Raw genomic sequence first — 19,709 nt, forward strand, 5'->3', positions numbered from 1 at the left:
CGAAGCGGGCGAACAGCCGGGCCAGCGCGCCCGCGCGCGTCAGCCGCCCGCGGCAGGGCCAGACCGCCTTGGCATCGGGCACCGCCTCGTGCAGCGCCAGGCCCGCGAAGCGCATGAACGACAGCCGATCGCGCAGCTGGTACTCGGTCTGCTCGTCCGAAAGCGTGCCGAGCGCCTGCAGCACCAGCACGCGGACCATCGGCGCCGCGTCGTAGGGCGGCCGCCCGCCGCGGCTGCGGTCCGCCCGCGGCAGCGCCGCCTCGAGCTCCGCACGGAACGCCTCGAAATCCACCACGGCGCGCAGCCGTTCCAGCGGGCCGCCCGAGGCCGAGAGCCAGCGCAGACGCTCCTCCGCGTCGAACAAACGCGCCTGCCCCGCCATGCCGCGCCCCCGCCATCACCAGCCGAAGCGAATCAGATCACACCGCGTCGCAGCCAGGGGGTTTTCGAGGCGTCCGGGTGGCCGGGGCGGTTCCGCCCGGCGCAGCCTTGCCGCTCCCCGCACGAGCCCGCCGGCCGGCCGGAGCGGCGCACTGCCCGGCGGAGGGACCGTCGGCAAGGGCGGCGATGCCGACCGCCGGCGCCAGGCACGGTCCCTGTCGCGGTCGCCTTGCGCTCCTGTGCGCTTCGGCTCGCCTCCCTGCCGCACGATGCCGGACGCCGCCGGCGGCGCACCCGCATCGCGCGGGCCTCGCTCGGACGCGAGGGCTGCCGCCGTCTCGCACCCGGGGCGACGGGACCCTGCCGATCTCGCCCGTCCCTGCCCCCTGCCGCGCCTTCGTCATCGTCGGCGAGCCGCGATCGGGCGTGCCGGGGAGCGGTTCGCGGGACGCCGGAAACGGACGGGGGCGCGAACCCGCCGCCGCGACCGCGCTGACGGCGCCACCGAGCGGAAGCGGCCGAGCGGCTCTACCGCCTCGCCAGCAGGACGAGGCGCGCCGGGGCGCCGCGACGGACTGCCACGATCCCGTACTGACCGAAGCGCCGCGCCAGCACCGCGAGCCGGCGCGGATCGCCGGCGATCAGCAGGTGGCGCTCCGCCCAGCCGCGGCCGCGCCCCCAGCCTTCGGCGAAGGGAAGCCGCCGCGCCGCGGCGCGCAGCAGGGCGTGGCGGCGCGCGTTGCAGCCGTTCGGAAGCCGCCGCGCGCGCGGGTTCCAGGCCGAGACGAACGCCCCCTGCCGCGCGCCGAGGCGGCGCAGCAGGCGGTCCACGGCGGCGTCGCGCCGGCCGATGCGCGCCACGGCGCCCCCCGCTTCGTACGCCGTCGTCCGCCAGGCGCGCAGCAGTCGGGCCGGGAGCGCGGCCTTCACGGCAGGTGCAGCAGCATCGCCTTGAGGTAGGCGCTCTCCGGCAGCAGCGGATGCACCGGATGGTCGGGCCCGGCGCCGCCCTGGAACAGGATGCGCGCCGTCTCGCGCCGCCGCGCCCGCCACAGCCCGTGCAGCACCGCCTCGGCGAACTCGCCCGGGGCGACGTGGTGGCTGCAGGAGGCGAGGAACAGGAAGCCGCCCGGCGCGACCAGCGCCGCCGCCCGGCGCGCCAGCTTGGCGTAGCCGCGCAGCGCCGGCCCGTGGTCCTTGCGGCTCTTGGCGAAGGCGGGCGGGTCGGCGATGACGAGGCCGAAGCGCCGGCCGGCCTCGGCGAGACGCGCGAGTTCCTCCATCGCGTCGGCCCGGATCGTCTCGATCCGCCCGGCGAGGCCGTTGGCGCGCGCCGCCTCCGCGGCGAGCGCCAGGGCCGGCGCGCTGCTCTCGAGCAGCGTCACCCGCCGGGCGCCGGCGGCGGCGCAGCGCAGCCCGAAGGCGCCGGTGTGGGCGAAGGCGTCGAGCACCTCGGCGCCGGCGGCAAGCGGCGCCACGCGGTCGCGGTTCTCGCGCTGGTCGTAGAACCAGCCGGTCTTCTGCCCGCCGAGCAGGTTCACCGGGAAGCGCAGGCCGCCCTCCTCGACCGTCGCGCCGCCCTCGGCCGTGCCGTGCAGCGGGCGCACCTCCTCGGCCAGCCCCTCCAGCCGCCGGACGGCGGCGTCGTTGCGCGCCACGATCGCGCGCGGCGCGAGCAGCGCGGCCAGGGCCTCGACCAGCGCCGGCGTGGCGCGCTCCATGCCGGCGGTGTTGGCCTGCAGCGCCAGGGCATCGCCGTAGCGGTCCACCACCAGCCCGGGCAGGCCGTCGGCCTCGGCGTGCACGAGCCGGTAGAACGGCGTCGGATACAGCCGCTCGCGCAGCGCGAGGCACGCGGCGAGCCGCGCCCGGAACCAGGCGGCATCGATTGCCGCCTCCGGGTCGCGGTCGAGGCGGCGCGCGGCGATCAGGCTGTGCGGGTTGAAGTGCCAGGCGCCGTGGACGAGGCCGTCGTCGCCGACCAGCCGCACCACGCTGCCGGGCGGAACGGCGCGCGCCGCCGCGTCCATCGCGATCTCGTTGGAGAAGGCCCAGGGATGGCCCGCCTTCACGCGCCGGTCGCGGCCCGGCAGCAGGCGGATGACGGGACGGGTCGAGGGGGGAGGCGTCTCGGACATGCGCCGTGCGCCGTAGCATGCGCCGGGGGGACGCGCACCGGCGCCGCCCCCTTTTCGAATCGGTCCGGCATCGTTATCTGCGCCGTCGCGCGGAAGAACGGCGCGGAAGCCGCCGGGGGGCGCGGGCCGGGTCCGGTCCCGCCCCCCGCTACGGGCAGGGAGCGGTGACATGGACAGGGGCGCTTTCGCCGAAGACGAGGCGGCCCGGGCAATGGCCCTGCCCGGGACCCGGACGGGGGGCGAGCGGCGGCGGGCACCGCGCGTCGGCGTGCTCAAGCGGGCGAAGATCGTCGCCGGGGACACCATCCTCGACTGCGTGGTGCTGAACAGCAGCGTGCGCGGCGCCCGGGTGCGCGTGGCGCAGCCCGTGGTCCCGCCGGAGCGGGTCGAGCTGCACTTCGCGGGCGGCGGCGTCTTTCCCGCGCGGCGCCGCTGGGTGCGCGGGCTGGAGATCGGTCTCGAGTTCGTAGGCGAGGCGACCTTGCGCCGCGAGGCCGCCGAGCTGGCGTGGGCGGCCTACGAGGCCCTGCGCGACGGCCAGCTGGAGGAGGCGATGCGGCGGCTGCGCGCCGTGCGCTTCTTCGACGACGAGGCCCTGCGCGAGGCGGCGGAGGCGGCCGAGGCGGCGCGCGCCCGGCTCGAGACGCTGCTGCGCGAACGCGCCCAGGGCCGCCACCCCTGAGGCGCGGCCGCCGCGGCGGACCGGCGCGCCCCCCCGGCCGCGGCGGCGGGGCAGGGGGGCGCCGCCTCCCTCCCCGGGCGCCTTCCCCGCGCCGGCCCGGACCTTCGGGGTTGCGGCGCGGCGGGGGCGGCGCATGATGCCCGCATGACGGCCCCGCCGCAGGACGATCCGCCGCCGCCGCTCGCCGGCGTGCTGGAGACCGCGCTCTACGTGGACGACATGGCGCGCGCCCGCGCCTTCTACGAGGGCGTGCTCGGCCTGCGGCCGATGTTCGCCGATGCGCGCCTCAGCGCCTACGACGTCGGCGGGCGCAGCGCGCTGCTCGTGTTCCAGCGCGGCGCCGCGATGCAGGCGACGCGGCTGCCGGGCGGCACCATCCCGCCGCATGACGGCTCGGGGCCCGTGCACTACGCGCTCGCCATCGCCCGCGCCGACCTCCCGGCCTGGGAGGCGCGGCTGGTCGCCAAGGGTGTCGCCATCGAGGGCCGCACCGACTGGCCGCGCGGCGGCCACAGCCTCTATTTCCGCGACCCCGACGGCCATCTCGGCGAGCTGGCCACCCCCGGGATCTGGCCGATCTACTGACCGGCGGCAGCAGCGAAGGATCTCCCCACCCGATGAGCGGCACCAACCAGCGCATTGACGGCAAGCGGCTGTGGGACAGCCTGATGGCCATGGCCGAGATCGGCGCCACGCCGCGGGGCGGCGTGCGCCGCCTCACGCTTACCGAGGTGGACCGCCAGGGCCGGGAGCGCTTCCGCGAATGGTGCGAGGCGCTCGGCCTGACGGTGCGGGTGGACGCGATCGGCAACATGTTCGCCCGCCGGGAGGGGCGCGATCCCGGCCGCAAGCCGGTGCTGTTCGGCAGCCACCTCGACAGCCAGCCCTCGGGCGGGAAGTTCGACGGCGCGCTCGGCGTGCTCGCCGGGCTCGAGGTGATGCGAACCCTGAACGACCTCGGCATCGTCACCGAGGCGCCGCTCGAGCTGGTCAACTGGACCGACGAGGAGGGCAGCCGCTTCGGCCACTCGCTGATGGGCAGCGGCGTCTGGGCCGGCGTCTATCCGCTGGAGAAGGCCTACGGCCTGCGCGACGTCGAGGGGGTGAGCGTGGCCGAGGCGCTGGAGCGGATCGGCTACCGGGGGCCGGAGCCGGCCGCGGCCTTCCCGGCCGACGCCTATTTCGAGCTGCACATCGAGCAGGGCCCGATCCTGGAGCGCGAGGGCAAGCAGATCGGCATCGTCACCGGCGCGCAGGCGCAGGTCTGGTGGGACGCGGTGTGCACCGGCCAGGACTCGCACGCCGGCACCACCCCGCCCGCGGTGCGCCGGGACGCGCTGGTGGCGACGGCGCGGATCATCGACCTCGTGGACCGCATGATGCGCGCGCGCGGCGAGGACGGGCGCGGCACGGTCGGCTTCGTCCAGGTCCTGCCGAACAGCCGCAACGTCGTCCCCGGCGAGGTGCGCTTCAGCGTCGAGTTCCGCCACCCCGAGACCGCCGAGATCGAGCGCCTCGCCGCCGAGTTCCCGCGCGAGGCGGAGGCGATCGCCCGCGCCTGCGGCGTCGGCCTGGAGCTCCATGAGCTGTTCCGCTTCCCGCACCAGCCCTTCGATCCCGAATGCGTGGAGCTGGTGCGCCAGGCGGCGGCGCGGCTCGGCTACTCGGCGCGCGAGATCGTCTCCGGCGCCGGGCACGACGCGGTCTATGTCGCCCGCCGGGTGCCGACGGCGATGATCTTCACCCCCTGCAAGGACGGACTCTCGCACAACGAGGCCGAGAGCATCCTGCCCGAGGAGGCGGAGGCCGGCTGCCAGGTGCTGTTCGAGGCGGTGCTGGCGCGGGCGAACCGGCCGCTCTGACGGCACCGCCCGCGCCCGCGCGGACCCGTTGACCGGCGCCGCGCCGGCGGGGACGGTTGGCGCCGGCACCGGAAGGGAAACGCCGCCGATGACCCTCGACGTCCGCTGGGACCGCCTCACCGCGCCCGAGCTCAAGGACCTCGCCGCGCGCGATGCGCTGGTGGTGCTGCCCGTCGGCAGCCTGGAGCAGCACGGGCCGCACCTGCCGGTCTGGACCGACAGCTTCATTGCCCACGCGCTCGCCTGCCGCGCCGCCGAACAGGCCCGCGACGTCCCCGCCGTGGTGCTGCCGCCGGTCTGGACCGGCCTCTCGGAGCACCACTTCCCCTTCGGCGGCACGATCAGCGTGGACTACGCGACCTTCCACGCGCTGCTGCGCTGCGTCGTCCGCTCGATCCGCGCCGACGGCTTCCGCCGGCTCCTCATCGTCAACGGCCACGGCGGCAACATCGAGCCGCTCGCCGTCTCGGCGCGCGAGCTCGCGCACGAGTTCGGCATCCCGGTGGTCGCCACCTCCTGGCCCGCGGTCGCCGCCACCGAGATCGCCGCGGTGCTGACCGCCCAGCCCGGCGTGCAGCACGCCTGCGAGGCCGAGACCAGCGTCTGGCTGGCGCTCGATGCGGCCCAGGTGCGGCGGGAGCGGATCGCCGACGCCCTCGCCAACGCCGCCGCTCCCGCCGCCCCCGCCGCCTTCTCGCGCTTCTGGAGTTTCGAGGAGCGCGCGCCCCGCACCGGCGTGCGCGGCGACCCGCGCGCCGCCACGGCGGAGAAGGGGGAGCGGATCGTCGCCGCGGTCGCCGCCGCGCTGGCGCGCGCGATGCGCGACCCGGCGCTGTGGCGGGCGCCCGATCCGGTCTGGGCGCCGGGCCGGGCGCAGCGGCCGCCCGCCGCCGGCTGACCCGGCGGAGGGCGGCGGCGCCGAGCGCCGCCGGCGCGGCCTTGTGGACCCGGGTGCGGGCATGTCCTAGTCTGGTTACGCCGCGCCTCGGAACCGCCGGCGTGTAACGGAATGTGAGACGCTCTCGCCGCCGCGGCGGGCATCGCCATCTCCTGCCGCGGAACATCTGACGGGACGAGCCGATGGGATCGCCGCGCCTCCGCCTCGTGGTCCTGGCCGCGCTCCTCGTCGCGGGCGGCGTTGCCGGCTGGCGCCACCTGGAGGCGCAGGGCTGGCGGCTGCCCGCGGCACTCGGCGGCCAGGCGGCCGGCGCCGCCACGGCGCCCCAGGCTTCCCCGCGCCCCGCCCCGCCGCCGCCCGTCGCCGTCGCCACCGAGCCGGTGCGCCGCGGGCCCGAGCCGGTCGAGGTGCTCGCCAACGGCATCGTCGTGCCCGAGGCGGTGGTCACCGTCCGCACGCGCGTGGACGGGCAGATCGAGGCGGTGCACGTCGAGGAAGGCCAGATGGTGCGCCGCGGCCAGCCGCTCTTCACGCTGGATTCCCGTCTGAGCCGCGCCCTGCTCGCCCAGCAGGAGGCGCAGATCGCGCGCGACCGCGCCCTGCTCGAACGCGCCCGGGCCGACCAGGCGCGCTACCAGTCGCTGCGCGGCGAGGGCTTCGCGGCGCAGCAGCGTCTCGAGCAGGCGACCGCCGAGGCCGCGGCCGCCGCCGCCAATGTCCGCGCCGGCGAGGCGCTGGCGGCGCAGACCCGGCTCGGCATCGAGTTCGCCACCATCGTCGCCGAGATGGACGGGCGCCTCGGCGCGCTGCCGCTGCGCGCCGGCAATTTCGTGCGCCAGGCGGAGAACACCGCGCTCGCCACCATCACGCGGATGGACCCGATCCTGGTGCAGTTCTCGGTGCCGGAGCGCTGGCTGCCCGACCTGCGGGCGGCGATGGCGGCGGCGGCGAACGGGACGGGGCCGGCGCCCGCCGTGCGGGTCCGCGCCGACAACGACGCCGGGCCGCCGCTGGAGGGCGAGCTGGTGTTCGTGGACAGCGCGGTGGACGTGCAGACCGGCACGATCGCCCTCAAGGCCCGCTTCCGCAACCCGGAGCTGCGGCTGTGGCCGGGCCAGTACGTGCAGGTGACGCTCACGCCGCGCATCGAGCCGGACGCGATCAGCGTCCCCGCGGCGGCGCTGCAGGCGGGGCAGGAGGGACGCTTCGTCTTCGTGCTCGAGAACGGGCTGGCGCGCCGGCGGCCGGTCGAGCTGGTGCGCACCGTCGGCGGCCGGGCCGTGGTGCGCGGCGCGCTGGGCGGCGGGGAGCGGGTGATCGTCGAGGGCGCGCAGCGCGTCGCCGACGGCATGCGCGCGGTGGATCGCGGCGGACGCCCCGGCGCGCCGGGGGATGCGGGAGGCCGCCCCACCGCGGACGGACCGGCGGCGCCCATGCCGGCGCCCCCCCACGTCAGCGCCGCCGCGCACTGAGGCGCGCGGAGGCGGCGCGGGGAACGGCGGACGGATGGCGGGACGGCCATGAACATCTCCGAGTTCTGCATCCGCCGCCCGGTGACGACCGGGCTGCTCGCCGTCGCCGCCATCGTCGCCGGCATCCTCGGCTATCTCCGCCTGCCGGTGGCGGCGGTGCCGCGCGTGGACTTCCCCGTGATCACCGTCTTCGCCACCCTGCCCGGGGCGAGCCCGGAGACCATGGCGACCTCGGTCGCGCTGCCGCTCGAGCGCGAGTTCTCGACCATCGCCGGGCTCGAGAGCATGTCCTCGGTCAACGGCCAGGACACCACCCAGCTCACGCTGCAATTCGCGCTCGGCCGCAACATCGACGCCGCGGCGCAGGACGTGCAGGCGGCGCTGACCCGGGCGCAGCGGCGGCTGCCCGCGGAGATGACCACGCCGCCGAGCTACCGCAAGGTGAATCCGGCGGACGCGCCGGTGCTGCTGCTGACGCTCGCGACCAACGGCGACGTGCCGCTCTACCGGCTGAACGACATCGCCACCACGATCATCGGCCCTGCCCTGTCGCGCGTGCCGGGGGTGGCGCAGGTGCAGATCTTCGGCGAGCAGCTCTACGCGGTGCGGGTGCGGCTCGACCCCGACCGCATCGCCGCCATGGGCCTCGCCTTCGACCAGGTGCAGCAGCAGGTGATCCAGGCGAACTCCAACGCCCCGGTCGGGCTGCTGCAGGGCGAGCGCCAGCAGCTCACGCTGCGCGCCAACGACCAGCCGCAGGACGCGGAGGAGTTCGGCCGCCTGGTCGTCGCCGGCCGCGCCAACGCCCCGGTGCGGCTGAACGAGATCGCCGAGGTGGTGGACGGGGTGCAGAACCAGCGCGTCGCCGCCTGGCGCGACGGCAGGCGCGCCCTGGTGCTCGCGGTGATGCGCCAGCCCGACGCCAACACGGTGGAGGTGGTGGACGGCGTGCGGGCGAGCCTGCCCGCGCTCGCCGAGGCGATCCCGCCGGGGGCGGAGCTCGGCGTGATGCTCGACCGCTCGCGCTCGATCCGCGCCGCGGTGCACGACGTGCAGGAGAGCCTGGCGATCGCCATCGGCCTCGTCGTGCTGGTGATCTTCCTGTTCCTCCGCCGCCTCTCGGCGACGCTGATCCCCTCGGTCGCGGTGCCGATCAGCCTCTGCGTCACCTTCGGCCTGATGTACCTGCTCGGCTACGGCGTGGACAACGTCACCCTGCTCGGCCTCACCATCGCCGTCGGCCTCGTGGTGGACGACGCGATCGTGGTGCTGGAGGCGATCATGCGCCGCGTCGAGGAGGGCATGTCGCCGCTCCAGGCGGCGATCCGGGGGGCGCGGGAGATCGGCTTCACCGTGCTCTCGATCACCCTCTCGCTGATCGCGGTGTTCCTGCCGATCCTGCTGATGGGTGGGGTGGTGGGGCGGGTGTTCAACGCCTTCGCCGCCACCGTCTCGCTCGCCGTCGCCGCCTCCTGCGTCGTCTCGCTCACCCTCACGCCGCTGATGGCCTCGCGCCTCAAGGCCCATGCCCCTCCCTCGCCCTTCGCCGCGGTGCTGGAGCGGGGCCTGCGGCTGCTCGAGGGCGGCTATGCCTGGCTGCTCGACCGGGCGCTGCGCTTCCGCGCCCTGGTGTGGGTGGTCTTCCTCGCCTCCGCCGCCGGCGCCGCCTGGATGGCGGTCGCCATCCCGAAGGGCTTCTTCCCGATCGAGGACACCGGCCTGCTGGTCGTCAACACCGAGGGGCCGCGCGGCGTCTCGGTCGAGGGCATGGCGGCGATGCAGAACCGCGCCGCCGAGATCCTGCGCGCCTCGCCGCACGTGACCTCGGTCGTCTCCTCGATCGGCGTCAGCATCAGCAGCGCCTCGATAAACCAGGGGCGGCTGTTCGTCGAGCTGAAGCCGCCGGGCGAGCGGCCGCCGATCGGCGCGGTGATCCAGGAGCTGCGCCGGCAGGTCAACGTCGTCCCCGGCCTGCGCGTGTTCGTCAACCCGATCCAGAACATCACCTTCGGCGCGCGGCCGACGCGCACCCTCTACGTGTACACGCTGCAGGGGCTCAGGCTCGAGGAGCTCTACGACTGGGCGCAGCGGCTGGAGCAGCGCCTTGCCCGCCTGCCGCAGCTCCAGGACGTCAACACCGACCTCCAGCTCGACGCGCCGGTGGTGCTGGTGAACGTGGACCGCGACCGCGCCGCGGCGCTCGGCGTGTCGCAGGACCAGGTGCGGCAGGCGCTCTACTCCGCCTTCGGCTCGCGCCAGATCTCGACCATCTACGGCCAGGCCAACGCCTACCCGGTGATCCTCGAGGCGCTGCCCGAGGACCAGCGCGACGAGACCGGCCTCGCCAAGCTCTACCTGCGCTCGAGCAGCGGGCGGCTGGTGCCGCTCTCGGCGGTGGCGACGATCGAGCGCCGCTCCGGCCCGCTCACCGTCGGCCACCAGGGCCAGCTCCCGGCGGTGACGATCGGCTTCAACACCGCCCCCGGCGTCTCGCTCGGCGAGGCGGTGGCGGCGATCCGCGCGGTGGAGCGGGAGGCCGGCATCCCGCCGACCGTGGTCACCGGCTTCACCGGCACGGCGCAGCTCTTCGAGCAGGCGCTGGCGGGGCAGGGGCTGCTGGTCCTCGCCGCGGTGCTCATCATGTACGTCGTGCTCGGCGTGCTCTACGAGAGCCTGGTCCATCCGCTGACCATCCTCTCCGGCCTGCCGGCGGCGGCGCTCGGCGCCTTCGCCACCCTCTGGCTGTTCGGGATGGACCTCTCGGTGATCGCGGTGATCGGCGTGCTGCTGCTGATCGGCCTCGTCAAGAAGAACGCGATCATGGTGGTGGACGTCGCGCTCGCCCGCCAGCGGCGGGGCGAGGACGCGCTCTCCGCGGTGCGCCATGCCTCGCTGCTGCGCTTCCGGCCGATCATGATGACGACGCTCGCCGCCGGCGCCGGCGCGGTGCCGATCGCGATGGGCTGGGGCGCGGCGGCGGAGCTGCGCCAGCCGCTCGGCGTCGCCGTGGTGGGCGGCCTCGTGGTCAGCCAGGCGCTGACGCTGTTCGTCACCCCGGTGCTCTATCTCGGCTTCGACCGCCTGGCGCGGCGCTTCTCCCGCCGCGACGCCGCGGCGGTGGAAGGGGCGATGCCGGCGGAGTAGCGCCGGCGCGTCCCCGGCCGGGCGCGGACGGTCGCTGCCCGCTTCGGTCGCGGCGACGGCTCCGGCACGTGGCCTGCCGCGCCGGCTCCCGTCCGCCGCTGCCGGCCGCCCGCGCTCGGGCCCGGAGCCGTGCCCGCTCGGCTGTGCGCACGACGACGCCTCCGGCCCGTTGCCTGTCGGGCGGATCCGCGCTTCCGGCCGGTTCCCGCCGTCCGCGATCCGCTCTAGGCTGCGGGGGCACGCACGGGCACCGAGGGGGAGCGGATGCGGCAAGGGACCGGGGCGCGCGCCGCGCGGCGGCGGGCGGGGCGGCGATGAGCGGGGAGGTCGGCGCGCTCGTTGCCGACTACATCGTGGTCGGCGCGGGCTCGGCCGGCTGCGCCGTGGCGGCGCGGCTGTCGGAGGACCCCTCCGTCCGCGTGCTGCTGCTGGAGGCCGGCGCGCGCGACCGCAACCTCTGGCTGCACATCCCGCTCGGCTACGGCAAGACGATGTTCCACCCGACGCTGTCGTGGAACCTCGAGACCGAGCCGGAGCCGGAGCTCGAGGGGCGGCGCATCCCCTGGCCGCGCGGGCGCGTGCTCGGCGGCTCCTCGGCGATCAACGGCCTGATCTACATCCGCGGCCAGAAGGAGGACTACGACCACTGGCGCCAGCTCGGCTGCACCGGCTGGTCGTTCGAGGACGTGCTGCCCTACTTCCGGCGTGCCGAGGACCAGGAGCGCGGGGCGGATGCGCTGCACGGCGCCGGCGGGCCGCTCGGGGTGAGCGACCTGCGCGACCGGGGCCCGCTCGCCCGCGCCTTCATCGAGGCCGCGGTCGAGCTCGGCCTGCCGCGCAACGACGACTTCAACGGCCCGACCCAGGAAGGCGCCGGCTTCTACCAGGTGACGGCGCGCAACGGCTGGCGCTGCTCGGCCGCGACCGCCTACCTCAAGCCGGCGCGCGGGCGGCCCAACCTGCGGATCGAGACCGGGGCGCAGGCGACGCGCCTCCTGTTCGAGGGCCGCCGCGCCGTCGGCGTCGCCTTCCGCCAGGGCGGCGCGCTGCGCGAGGCGCGGGCGGCGCGCGAGGTGATCCTCTGCGGCGGCGCCATCGCCTCGCCGCAGCTCCTGCTGCTCTCCGGCGTCGGGCCGGCGGAGGAGCTGGCCGCGCTCGGCATCCCGGTGGTGCAGGATCTGCCGCAGGTCGGGCGCAACCTGCAGGACCACTTCCAGGCGCGCATGGTCTATCGCTGCCGCCGGCGCGGCGTCACGCTCAACGACCGCATGGCGAGCCTGCGCGGCCGGGCGGGGATGGCGCTCGAATTCGCGCTGTTCCGGCGCGGCATGCTGACGATCAGCGCCGGCACGGCGGGCCTCTTCGCGCGCGTGCTGCCGGGCAGCGCGACGCCGGACGTGCAGTACCACTTCATCCCGTTCAGTGCCGACGGGCCCGGACGGTCGCTGCATCCCTTCCCCGGCTTCACGATCAGCGTCTGCCAGCTCCGCCCGGAGAGCCGGGGCACGATCACGCTCGCCTCGCCCGACCCCTCGGTGCCGGCGCGCATCCGCGCCAACTACCTCGCCACCGAGACCGACCGGCGCTGCATCGTCGAGGGGCTGAAGCTGACGCGCCGCCTCGCCGCGACCCGGGCGCTCGCCCCCTTCGTCGAGGCCGAATACCTGCCGGGGCCGGAGGCGCAGGGCGAGGAGGCGCTGCTCGCCCATGCGCGGCGCACCGGCACGACGATCTTCCACCCCTGCGGCACGTGCCGCATGGGCTCCGACCCGGCGTCGGTGGTGGACACGGAACTCCGGGTGCGGGGGATCGCGGGGCTGCGCGTCGCCGACGCCTCGATCATGCCGACGGTGGTCTCGGGCAACACCAACGCGGCCTGCATCATGATCGGCGAGAAGGCGGCCGACCTGATCCGCGCCGCGGCGAAGGCACGCCAGGCGCTCGCCGCCTGAGGCGCCGCTCCCGGCAGGACGCGAATTCGCTCCGCCGGGCCGGGCGCCGGGTCCGGCATGGCCGTGCGCCAGGCGCCGCCGGGCACGCGGGATTCGCCATGGCCGCTCTCAGCCTGGTGCGCTTCCGCTTGAGGCCGGGGCGCGAGCGGGACGTCCTCGGGGCGCGCCGCCGTGCCCGCCGGGCCTGCGGGCGGAGCGTCGCCGTGGCCGGCGAAGGGCACGACGCAAAGGAGCTCGCGCAAGCGCGCGGCCGCACGAGCGGCGTGCCCGACACCGGCCGCGGCACGCGGGAGGACCTTGGCGGCGGCCACGGCGCGACCGCCCCGGTGTCCGGCGAGGCGGTGCCGGACTACTCCGCCCGCGGCCGAGCCGCGGGCGGGGGCGGCGGGCAGGGGGGCCCGCGCGCCGGCGTCAGGCCGTCCAGCGCTTGGCGTCGCTGCCCGCGCCGTTCTGCACCGGCAGGAGGTGGACCGGGCGGCAGACCGTGATCTGGCCGCCGCGCGCCTGGAATTCCGCCACCATGCGGCGGACCTCCGCCTCGGTCGGCGGCGGCAGGGGGGCGGCGGCGCGGGGTCTCGGATGCGCCCAGGCCGTCCGCGCCCCGGCGCCGGGGCGCCGGGGCTTCGCCGCCCCGCCCGTGGCGGGGGCTGCCTTTCTCCGCGCCTCGCCCTGACGGGCGATCGCCTCGTCCGGGCCGGGCGGGGCGTGCGATGTCCCGCCGGCCGGCGCCCCCGCCGTGACGTCCTGACCGTAGCCTTCGTCTCGGTTCATGTCGCCTATCCCCGAGCGATCCCCTGGGACCATGCTGCGAGAAGCGACCGGCATTCTAAATGGGAATATGCAGAATGGAGCGCCGCAGAGTCACTTCGGCGCAACGGTGTTGCGCGTCTGCCACAAAGAAGGGAAGGCCGGCGCGCCCGGCGGTCTCCGCACCTCTGGCGGGCGAGGCGCGAGGCGGTCCCCTCAAGGCCGGACCGCGCGGCGGAGGAACGGCACCAGCAGCAGCGCCGGCACCGCCGCGGCGAGGCCGAAGACCGCGCGAAAGGCGGTCAGGAACGCGGCCTCCCGGTCCGCGCCGCCGGCCAGCGCCGCGGCCTCGGCGACATCGAAGAGCAGGCTGAGCAGCGACGCCGCGCCGACCACGCCGAGCGTGCGCGTTAGCATCGCGAGACTCCCGGCCACGCCGCGGTCCTCGCGCGGCATCGCGGCCGTGACCGTCTCCGTGCAGGTCACCTGGAACAGCCCCATCCCGCCCCCCTGCACGAGCAAGGCGAGCACGAGCAGCGGCGTCGCGGTCGCGCCGTCCCAGAGCGCGATCAGCGCGAGGCCGCCCGCCGCCAGCGCCAGCCCCGCCACGGCGAGCGGCAGCGGCGCGAGGCGTGCCAGCGCCCAGCCGCCGAGCGGCGAGGCCAGCATCGCCCCGAGCGGCCCCGCGGCGAGCACGAGCCCGGCGAGCGAACCGGGCAGCTCCGCGACGCGCGCGAGGAAGAAGGGCACCACCAGCAGCACCGCGAAGCCTGCGAAATTCACCAGCGCGTTCGCGGCGTGGGTCCACGCGAAGTGCCGCCGCGCGAACAGCGCGAGGTCCAGGATCGGGTGCGCGCCGCGCCGGCTGCGCCGCACGAACCCCCAGAGCGCCGCGGCCGCCGCCGCGCCGAGCGCCGGCGCCTGCCACCCTCCCGCGGCGAGGTGCCGCACCTGGCTCACCGCGAGCAGCGCCGCGCCGACGGCGAGCGCGAGCAGCATCGCCCCGCCGAGGTCGAAGGCCTCGCGCCGCGCCGGCCGCGGCGGCGCGGGCATGCCGCGCAGCAGCAGGAGCGCGGCGGCGGCGAGCGGGACGCGGAACCAGAACACCGACTCCCAGCCGAAGGCCTGCACCAGCAGGCCGCCGAGCAGGGGGCCGAGCGTCCCGCCGAGCGCGAGGACGAAGAGCCAGGCGCCGAGGGCGCGGCTGCGCATCGCCTCCGGCAAGGCGAGCGTCGCCAGCGCCGGGCCGCAGCCCAGCACCAGCGCCGCGCCGATCCCCTGCAGCACGCGCGCGCCGAGCAGCCACTCCTGGCTCGGGGCCCGGGCGCAGAGCAGGAAGGCGGCGATGCTCACGGCGAGGCCGCAGCGGAACACCGCGCGATGGCCGAACAGGTCGCCGGCCCGCCCGATCCCCGGCAACAGGCTGCCATAGGTCAGGACGTAGCAGATCACGAGCCACTGGATCGCCGGCAGCGGCAGCGCGAAATGCGCGGCGATCGCCGGGAAGGCGACATTCACCGCCGTGTCGAGCGGCACGATCAGGCTGCCGAGGCCGAGCGGCGCGAGCCGCAGCCAGGCGCGGGGCGGCATGGCGGGACCTCCGCACGGCGCCGGTCGGGGCGGGGAGCGAATGGCGCCGGCCGAGGATAGGCACGGCGCGGCGCGCCTCAAGCGCCGGCCCGCTTGCGGCGATCGCGGGCCCGTCGCAGGGTGGCCGGCCGTGGCCGCGGATCGGTGCGGAGCGGTGGCCCGCGGCGGCCCTGCTGGCAGGAGGCGGGAAGGATGCTGACCCCGGGGCGGAAGCACGGCTTGGCGCCGCGCGCCGGCAAGCGGCGCGTTCGGCCGCCGCGCTCCGGCGCGCCTGCCGCGCCTCTCCCCTGACCGGCCGGCCGTGCCTGCCGCCGCGGCTCGCGCGACCGGCCCGCTGCTGCTCGCCGTCGGCCGGCTGCGGGGCGACGGCGGGCCGGAGGCGGCGCTGTTCGCGCACTACAACGCCCGTTTGCGCCCGCCGCTGCGCCTCGTCGAGGTCGCCGAGGCGCCTGCCGGGACGAGCCCGGCCGAGCGCCGGCGGCGCGAGGGCGCGGCGCTGCTCGCCGCGCTGCCGCGGAACGCCTTCGCCGTCGCGCTCGACCTCGGCGGCGAGGCGCCGGGCAGCGAGGGGCTTGCCGTGCTGACCGCGCGCTGGATCGAGTCCGGCCGCCCGCTCGCCTTCCTGGTCGGCGGGGCGGAGGGGCTCGACCCGGCGGTGCTCGCGCGCGCCGATTACGTGCTCTCGCTCGGCCCCTTCACCTGGCCGCACCTGCTGGTGCGCGGGCTGCTCGCGGAGCAGCTCTACCGTGCGCAGGCGATCCGCGCCGGGCATCCCTACCATCGCGGAGGGCGGCCCTGAGCGGGGGCCGGGCCGGTCCGCCGCGCGGCGTCCTGCCCCGCCTCCGCCCTGCTCGCGCCGGGTCTGCCGCCCCGCCCTTGAACGTCGCTGCCGGCGTCGCCATCCCTCGCCGCGCCTGACCGGGACAGGGGAGGGGGGAGAATGCAGGAGGCCCTGACGGCCGCCGACGCCACCGACGAATCGCTGCGCGGACGCAGCGCGCGGTTCGTGACCGCGGCGCCGTTCCAGCGCGCCGTCATCGGCCTGATCCTGCTCAACGCCGTCACGCTCGGCCTCGAGACCTCGGCGAGCGTCATGGCCACCTGGGGCGGGGCGCTCACGGCGCTCGACACCGCGCTGCTGTGGCTGTTCACCGCCGAACTGGCGCTGCGCATCTACGCCTTCCGCGGGCGCTTCTTCCGCGATCCCTGGGGGCTGTTCGATCTCGCCGTGGTCGGCATCGCCTGGGTGCCGGCCACCGGGGCGCTGTCGGTGCTGCGGGCGCTCCGGGTGCTGCGCGTGCTGCGGCTGGTCAGCCTGGTCCCCTCGCTGCGCACGGTGGTGGAGGCGATGCTCGCCGCCCTGCCGGGGATGGGTTCGATCCTGCTCCTGATGGCGCTGCTGTTCTACGTCTTCGCCGTGATGGCGACGAAGCTCTACGGCGAGGCGATGCCGGAGCGGTTCGGCGCGCTCGGCGCCTCGTTCTTCACCATGTTCCAGCTCATGACGCTCGACGACTGGGCCAACATCGTGAAGCCGGCGATGGAGCATCAGCCGCTCGCCTGGATGTTCTTCCTGCCCTTCATCGTCGTCTCGACCTTCGTGGTGCTCAACCTGTTCATCGGCGTGATCGTCGAGAGCATCCAGGCCGTGCGCGAGGAGCGCGAGAGCGCGGATGCGCGCGCGGCGCAGGCGGCCGCGGATTCGGTCGTGGCCGCGGCGCACGCCGACGCGCTGCAGCTGCTGGGGGAGGTCCGGGCGCTGCGGCAGGAGGTCGCCGCGCTGCGCGCCTGCCTGCCGGCCGGCGCACCGGCGCCCGCGGACGCCGCTCCCGGCGCCGGGGGCGGGGGCGGTGTTGTCGGCGCCGGCGACGCGGCCTAGTGAGGCGGCCGCCCGACGCGCCCGACGATCCCCTGCGGAGCCTTGTCCGATGCCCGACCCCCGCCATCGCCCCCGCCCGGTCATGCTCGTCGTCCTCGACGGCTGGGGCTGGCGCGAGGAGCGCGCCGACAACGCGGTGCGCCTCGCCCGCACGCCGAACTTCGATGCGCTCTGGGAATCCTGCCCGCACGCCCTGCTGCGCACCTCCGGCCTCGACGTCGGGCTGCCGGAGGGGCAGATGGGCAACTCCGAGGTCGGCCACCTCAATCTCGGCGCCGGGCGCGTGGTGATGCAGGACCTGCCGCGCATTGACGCCGCGGTGGCGGACGGCTCGATCGCCCGGCTGCCGGCGCTGGCCGACCTCAGCGCCAGGCTCAAGGACTCGGGCGGCACCTGCCATCTGCTGGGCCTCGTCTCGCCCGGCGGCGTGCACAGCCACCAGGATCACGCGGTGGCGCTCGCCCGGGCGCTCGCCGCCGCGGGCGTGCCGGTGGCGCTGCACGCCTTCACCGACGGGCGCGACACCCCGCCGCGCGCGGCGCCCGACTACCTGCGCAGGCTGTGCGCCGACCTCGCCCCGCTCGCGGGCGTGCGCGTCGCCACCGTGATCGGCCGCTACTACGCGATGGACCGCGACAAGCGGTGGGAGCGCACGGAGAAGGCCTACCGCGCCATGGCCGAGGCCGAGGGCGAGGCGCGCGCGGACGACCCCGTCGCCGCGGTGGAGGCGGCGCACGCCCGCGGCATCACCGACGAGTTCGTGCCCCCCACCGTGATCGGCGACTACCGGGGGATGCGCGACGGCGACGGGCTGCTCTGCTTCAACTTCCGCGCCGATCGCGTGCGCCAGATCCTCGCCGCGCTGCTCGACCCGGACTTCGCCGGCTTTCCCCGGCCGCGCCGCATCCGCTTCGCCGCCGCCGCCGGCATGACGGAGTACTCCGCCGAGCTGAACGCCCGCCTCGCCACGCTCTTCCCGCCGCAGCCGATGCACGACCTGCTGGGCGAGGTCGTGGCGCGCGCCGGCCTCACCCAGCTCCGCGCCGCGGAGACCGAGAAGTACCCCCACGTCACCTACTTCCTGAACGGCGGGCGCGAGGAGCCCTTCCCGGGCGAGGACCGCATCCTCGTCCCCTCGCCCAAGGTCGCGACCTACGACCTGAAGCCCGAGATGTCGGCGCCCGAGCTGACCGAGCGCGTGGTGGCGGCGATCGACTCCGGCAAGTACGACCTGATCGTGCTGAACTACGCCAACCCCGACATGGTCGGCCATACCGGCAGCCTGCCCGCCGCGATCGCCGCCTGCGAGGCGGTGGACGCCGGGCTCGGCCGCATCGTCGCCGCGATCCGCAGGGCGGGCGGGGCGCTCCTGGTCACCGCCGATCACGGCAACGCCGAGCTGATGCGCGACCCCGCGACCGGCGGCCCGCACACGGCGCACACCACCAATCCGGTGCCGGTGGTGCTGTTCGGCGGCCCGCCGGGCGCGACGCTGGCCGAGGGAGGGCGGCTCGCCGACGTCGCGCCGACCCTGCTCGCCCTGCTCGGCCTGCCGCAGCCGGCGGCGATGACCGGGCGGTCGCTGCTGCGCGGCGACGACCCGGAGGGCACCTAGGGCGGATCGGGGGCGGCCGGAAACGGCCGGAAGCGCGAATCCGCGCGGCAGACGGCGAGCGTTGCGGCGAGCACGGCCGAGCGGAAACGGCGCCAGGGCCGCCGCGGGCGGCCGGACGCCGCCGGAGGCGTCGCCGCAGGCCCGAGACGGGCGGCAACGGCCCCGCCGCGCCGGATCAGCGCGGGCCGGGCGACCGGCCGTCCGGTGCGGAGCGGGCCGCCGACGCCACCTCGGCGAAGGCGATCCGCACCTGCACGCGCGGACGGAGGAAGGCCGGCACCACCGCCGAGACCTGCGCGCGCACCGGCCCGCCGGGCGCGGCGAGGCGATCGAGCACGGCGGCGTCCTCGGGCGGCAGCCGCCCGAGGGGCTGGCCCTCGGCGGTCCAGACCTCGATCTCCGGGCCGACGACCCCCGCGCCGTCGCCGGGACGCAAGGCGGCCCGGTCGGGGCGGCGCAGGGTCAGCTCCGTGCCGGCGCGCAGCGTCGCCAGCGTGCGCGGCGCGGCGCAGGCGGCGAGCCCGGCGACGAAGCTCTCCAGCACCGCGAGCGGCTCCGGTCCGGCCTCCGGCCCGCGTTCCCGCGCCGGATGCCGGTCGTGCGGCGCCGGCGATCGGCCGCAGACCCCGGATCCCGGCGGTAACGGCGCGGCGCGATCGTCCGCCGGCCGGCGGGCGCCGCCGCCGGCGCGGTGCATGCGATACTCGGCGTTCGGCCAGGTGGCTGGGAACATGGAGCGGATCTCCCCCGCGCTGAAATGACAGGACGATGAACCGAAACTGATTCGTTCTCTCCGGTCAGCCGAAACCATGAGCGGAACTTGACCAGATCCGGTATCTTCTTGATGACGACGCCATTGCGGAACGACGAAATCGCGTCTCGTCTGGATGATTAGACATGTCCCGGCGTCTGCCGCGCGGTCTAACCCAACGCCGCCTGCCGCGCATCTGACGATAGGTTGAGCATGACCCCCGGCGCCCGCCGGGCGGCCCCCGCACCGCCTCCGGGCGGGCGCGCCCCTCGCGTCCGGGCGTTGCGGGCCCGGCGCAGCGGCCGCACTCTCGCGCCGATGGGGGCGGGGTTGCGGAAGGATCGCGCGCGACGGCGGGGGGCCGGCGGCTCGGCCGTGGCGGTGCTGGGCCTGGTGCTGGGCGGCACGGCGGCCGCGCCGTTCCTGCCGTCGTCGGGGCCGCAGGCGCCGGCAGCCGGCGGCAGGGCGCTGGCCCAGCCGGCCCCCGCCGTGTCGTCGGCCGCCGCCGATCCCGCCGCCCTCGGCGAGGCGCGCCGCGCCGCGCGGGCGGACGCCGAGGCCGCCGCCGCCGCCGCCCGCGCGGCCGACGCCGCGGCCG

General features: G+C 76.4%; 16 protein-coding genes and 1 pseudogene. 11 read left to right on the forward strand and 6 right to left on the reverse strand.

The features are described from left to right. From K1J50_RS16260 to K1J50_RS16270, 3 genes are all read right to left on the reverse strand, one after another. The coding region (locus tag K1J50_RS16260) for a transposase (protein ID WP_220118818.1) at window positions 1–382 on the reverse strand (382 nt) is incomplete at its 3' end. 527 nt (window positions 383–909) lie between these two features. Further along, window positions 910–1,311, reverse strand: a complete 402-nt coding sequence (locus K1J50_RS16265; protein WP_220118819.1) for a DUF3293 domain-containing protein — start codon at window positions 1,309–1,311, stop codon at window positions 910–912. Beyond that, window positions 1,308–2,519 carry a class I SAM-dependent rRNA methyltransferase gene (locus K1J50_RS16270; protein ID WP_220118820.1) on the reverse strand — a complete coding sequence of 404 codons (1,212 nt, stop codon included), beginning with the start codon at window positions 2,517–2,519 and terminating at the stop codon, window positions 1,308–1,310. Before K1J50_RS16270 ends, K1J50_RS16265 begins: the two co-directional genes overlap by 4 nt. A gap of 169 nt (window positions 2,520–2,688) precedes the next feature. On the opposite strand from K1J50_RS16270, the gene K1J50_RS16275 reads away from it, so the two are divergent. From K1J50_RS16275 to K1J50_RS16305, 7 genes are all read left to right on the forward strand, one after another. Further along, entirely contained in the window at window positions 2,689–3,201 is a 513-nt protein-coding gene (locus tag K1J50_RS16275; RefSeq protein ID WP_220118821.1) for a PilZ domain-containing protein, read from the forward strand. Window positions 3,202–3,345: 144 nt separating this feature from the next. Beyond that, window positions 3,346–3,786 (forward strand): VOC family protein, encoded by a 441-nt coding sequence (locus K1J50_RS16280; protein ID WP_220118822.1) that lies wholly within the window; start codon window positions 3,346–3,348, stop codon window positions 3,784–3,786. 32 nt (window positions 3,787–3,818) lie between these two features. Continuing rightward, on the forward strand, window positions 3,819–5,063 hold the full coding sequence (locus tag K1J50_RS16285) for a Zn-dependent hydrolase (RefSeq protein ID WP_220118823.1): 1,245 nt from the start codon (window positions 3,819–3,821) through the stop codon (window positions 5,061–5,063). A gap of 88 nt (window positions 5,064–5,151) precedes the next feature. Beyond that, on the forward strand, window positions 5,152–5,961 hold the full coding sequence (locus K1J50_RS16290; RefSeq protein WP_220118824.1) for a creatininase family protein: 810 nt from the start codon (window positions 5,152–5,154) through the stop codon (window positions 5,959–5,961). Window positions 5,962–6,143: 182 nt separating this feature from the next. After that, window positions 6,144–7,433, forward strand: a complete 1,290-nt coding sequence (locus tag K1J50_RS16295) for an efflux RND transporter periplasmic adaptor subunit (RefSeq protein ID WP_220118825.1) — start codon at window positions 6,144–6,146, stop codon at window positions 7,431–7,433. 48 nt (window positions 7,434–7,481) lie between these two features. Continuing rightward, window positions 7,482–10,577, forward strand: a complete 3,096-nt coding sequence (locus tag K1J50_RS16300; RefSeq protein ID WP_220118826.1) for an efflux RND transporter permease subunit — start codon at window positions 7,482–7,484, stop codon at window positions 10,575–10,577. Between the two features lie 314 nt (window positions 10,578–10,891). Then, window positions 10,892–12,529 carry a GMC family oxidoreductase gene (locus K1J50_RS16305; RefSeq protein ID WP_220118827.1) on the forward strand — a complete coding sequence of 546 codons (1,638 nt, stop codon included), beginning with the start codon at window positions 10,892–10,894 and terminating at the stop codon, window positions 12,527–12,529. Window positions 12,530–12,940: 411 nt separating this feature from the next. On the opposite strand, the gene K1J50_RS16310 is transcribed toward K1J50_RS16305, so the two are convergent. After that, the gene (locus K1J50_RS16310) at window positions 12,941–13,300 is read right to left on the reverse strand and encodes a hypothetical protein (protein ID WP_220118828.1); all 360 of its coding nucleotides are present in this window, start codon (window positions 13,298–13,300) and stop codon (window positions 12,941–12,943) included. A gap of 192 nt (window positions 13,301–13,492) precedes the next feature. Next, the gene (locus K1J50_RS16315) at window positions 13,493–14,866 is read right to left on the reverse strand and encodes an MFS transporter (RefSeq protein ID WP_220118829.1); all 1,374 of its coding nucleotides are present in this window, start codon (window positions 14,864–14,866) and stop codon (window positions 13,493–13,495) included. Between the two features lie 301 nt (window positions 14,867–15,167). Here K1J50_RS16315 and K1J50_RS16320 point away from each other — a divergent pair, with 301 nt between their 5' ends. The 3 genes from K1J50_RS16320 (at window position 15,168) to gpmI (ending at window position 18,360) form a co-directional block, all read left to right on the forward strand. Beyond that, the gene (locus K1J50_RS16320) at window positions 15,168–15,665 is read left to right on the forward strand and encodes a 23S rRNA (pseudouridine(1915)-N(3))-methyltransferase RlmH (RefSeq protein WP_369413628.1); all 498 of its coding nucleotides are present in this window, start codon (window positions 15,168–15,170) and stop codon (window positions 15,663–15,665) included. A gap of 141 nt (window positions 15,666–15,806) precedes the next feature. Then, complete coding sequence (locus K1J50_RS16325; protein WP_220118830.1) at window positions 15,807–16,745, forward strand: ion transporter; 939 nt, start codon at window positions 15,807–15,809, stop codon at window positions 16,743–16,745. A 49-nt stretch (window positions 16,746–16,794) separates the two neighbouring features. Beyond that, entirely contained in the window at window positions 16,795–18,360 is a 1,566-nt protein-coding gene (gene gpmI / locus K1J50_RS16330; protein WP_255575369.1) for a 2,3-bisphosphoglycerate-independent phosphoglycerate mutase, read from the forward strand. A gap of 175 nt (window positions 18,361–18,535) precedes the next feature. On the opposite strand, the gene K1J50_RS16335 is transcribed toward gpmI, so the two are convergent. Beyond that, entirely contained in the window at window positions 18,536–19,093 is a 558-nt protein-coding gene (locus K1J50_RS16335) for a hypothetical protein (RefSeq protein ID WP_220118831.1), read from the reverse strand. A 393-nt stretch (window positions 19,094–19,486) separates the two neighbouring features. Here K1J50_RS16335 and K1J50_RS16340 point away from each other — a divergent pair. After that, window positions 19,487–19,709: pseudogene (locus K1J50_RS16340) on the forward strand (hypothetical protein); the annotation flags it as partial.

The sequence above is a fragment of the Caldovatus aquaticus genome (genome assembly GCF_019458025.1).
Taxonomy (GTDB): Bacteria; Pseudomonadota; Alphaproteobacteria; order Acetobacterales; family Acetobacteraceae; genus Caldovatus; species Caldovatus aquaticus.

Coding starts and splice junctions, on each gene's coding strand:
- K1J50_RS16270 (WP_220118820.1), bottom strand. CDS start 2,519: ATGTCCGAGACGCCTCCCCCCTCGACCCGTCCCGTCATCCGCCTGCTG.
- K1J50_RS16275 (WP_220118821.1), top strand. CDS start 2,689: ATGGACAGGGGCGCTTTCGCCGAAGACGAGGCGGCCCGGGCAATGGCC.
- K1J50_RS16280 (WP_220118822.1), top strand. CDS start 3,346: ATGACGGCCCCGCCGCAGGACGATCCGCCGCCGCCGCTCGCCGGCGTG.
- K1J50_RS16285 (WP_220118823.1), top strand. CDS start 3,819: ATGAGCGGCACCAACCAGCGCATTGACGGCAAGCGGCTGTGGGACAGC.
- K1J50_RS16290 (WP_220118824.1), top strand. CDS start 5,152: ATGACCCTCGACGTCCGCTGGGACCGCCTCACCGCGCCCGAGCTCAAG.
- K1J50_RS16295 (WP_220118825.1), top strand. CDS start 6,144: ATGGGATCGCCGCGCCTCCGCCTCGTGGTCCTGGCCGCGCTCCTCGTC.
- K1J50_RS16300 (WP_220118826.1), top strand. CDS start 7,482: ATGAACATCTCCGAGTTCTGCATCCGCCGCCCGGTGACGACCGGGCTG.
- K1J50_RS16305 (WP_220118827.1), top strand. CDS start 10,892: ATGAGCGGGGAGGTCGGCGCGCTCGTTGCCGACTACATCGTGGTCGGC.
- K1J50_RS16310 (WP_220118828.1), bottom strand. CDS start 13,300: ATGAACCGAGACGAAGGCTACGGTCAGGACGTCACGGCGGGGGCGCCG.
- K1J50_RS16315 (WP_220118829.1), bottom strand. CDS start 14,866: ATGCCGCCCCGCGCCTGGCTGCGGCTCGCGCCGCTCGGCCTCGGCAGC.
- K1J50_RS16325 (WP_220118830.1), top strand. CDS start 15,807: ATGCAGGAGGCCCTGACGGCCGCCGACGCCACCGACGAATCGCTGCGC.
- gpmI (WP_255575369.1), top strand. CDS start 16,795: ATGCCCGACCCCCGCCATCGCCCCCGCCCGGTCATGCTCGTCGTCCTC.
- K1J50_RS16335 (WP_220118831.1), bottom strand. CDS start 19,093: ATGTTCCCAGCCACCTGGCCGAACGCCGAGTATCGCATGCACCGCGCC.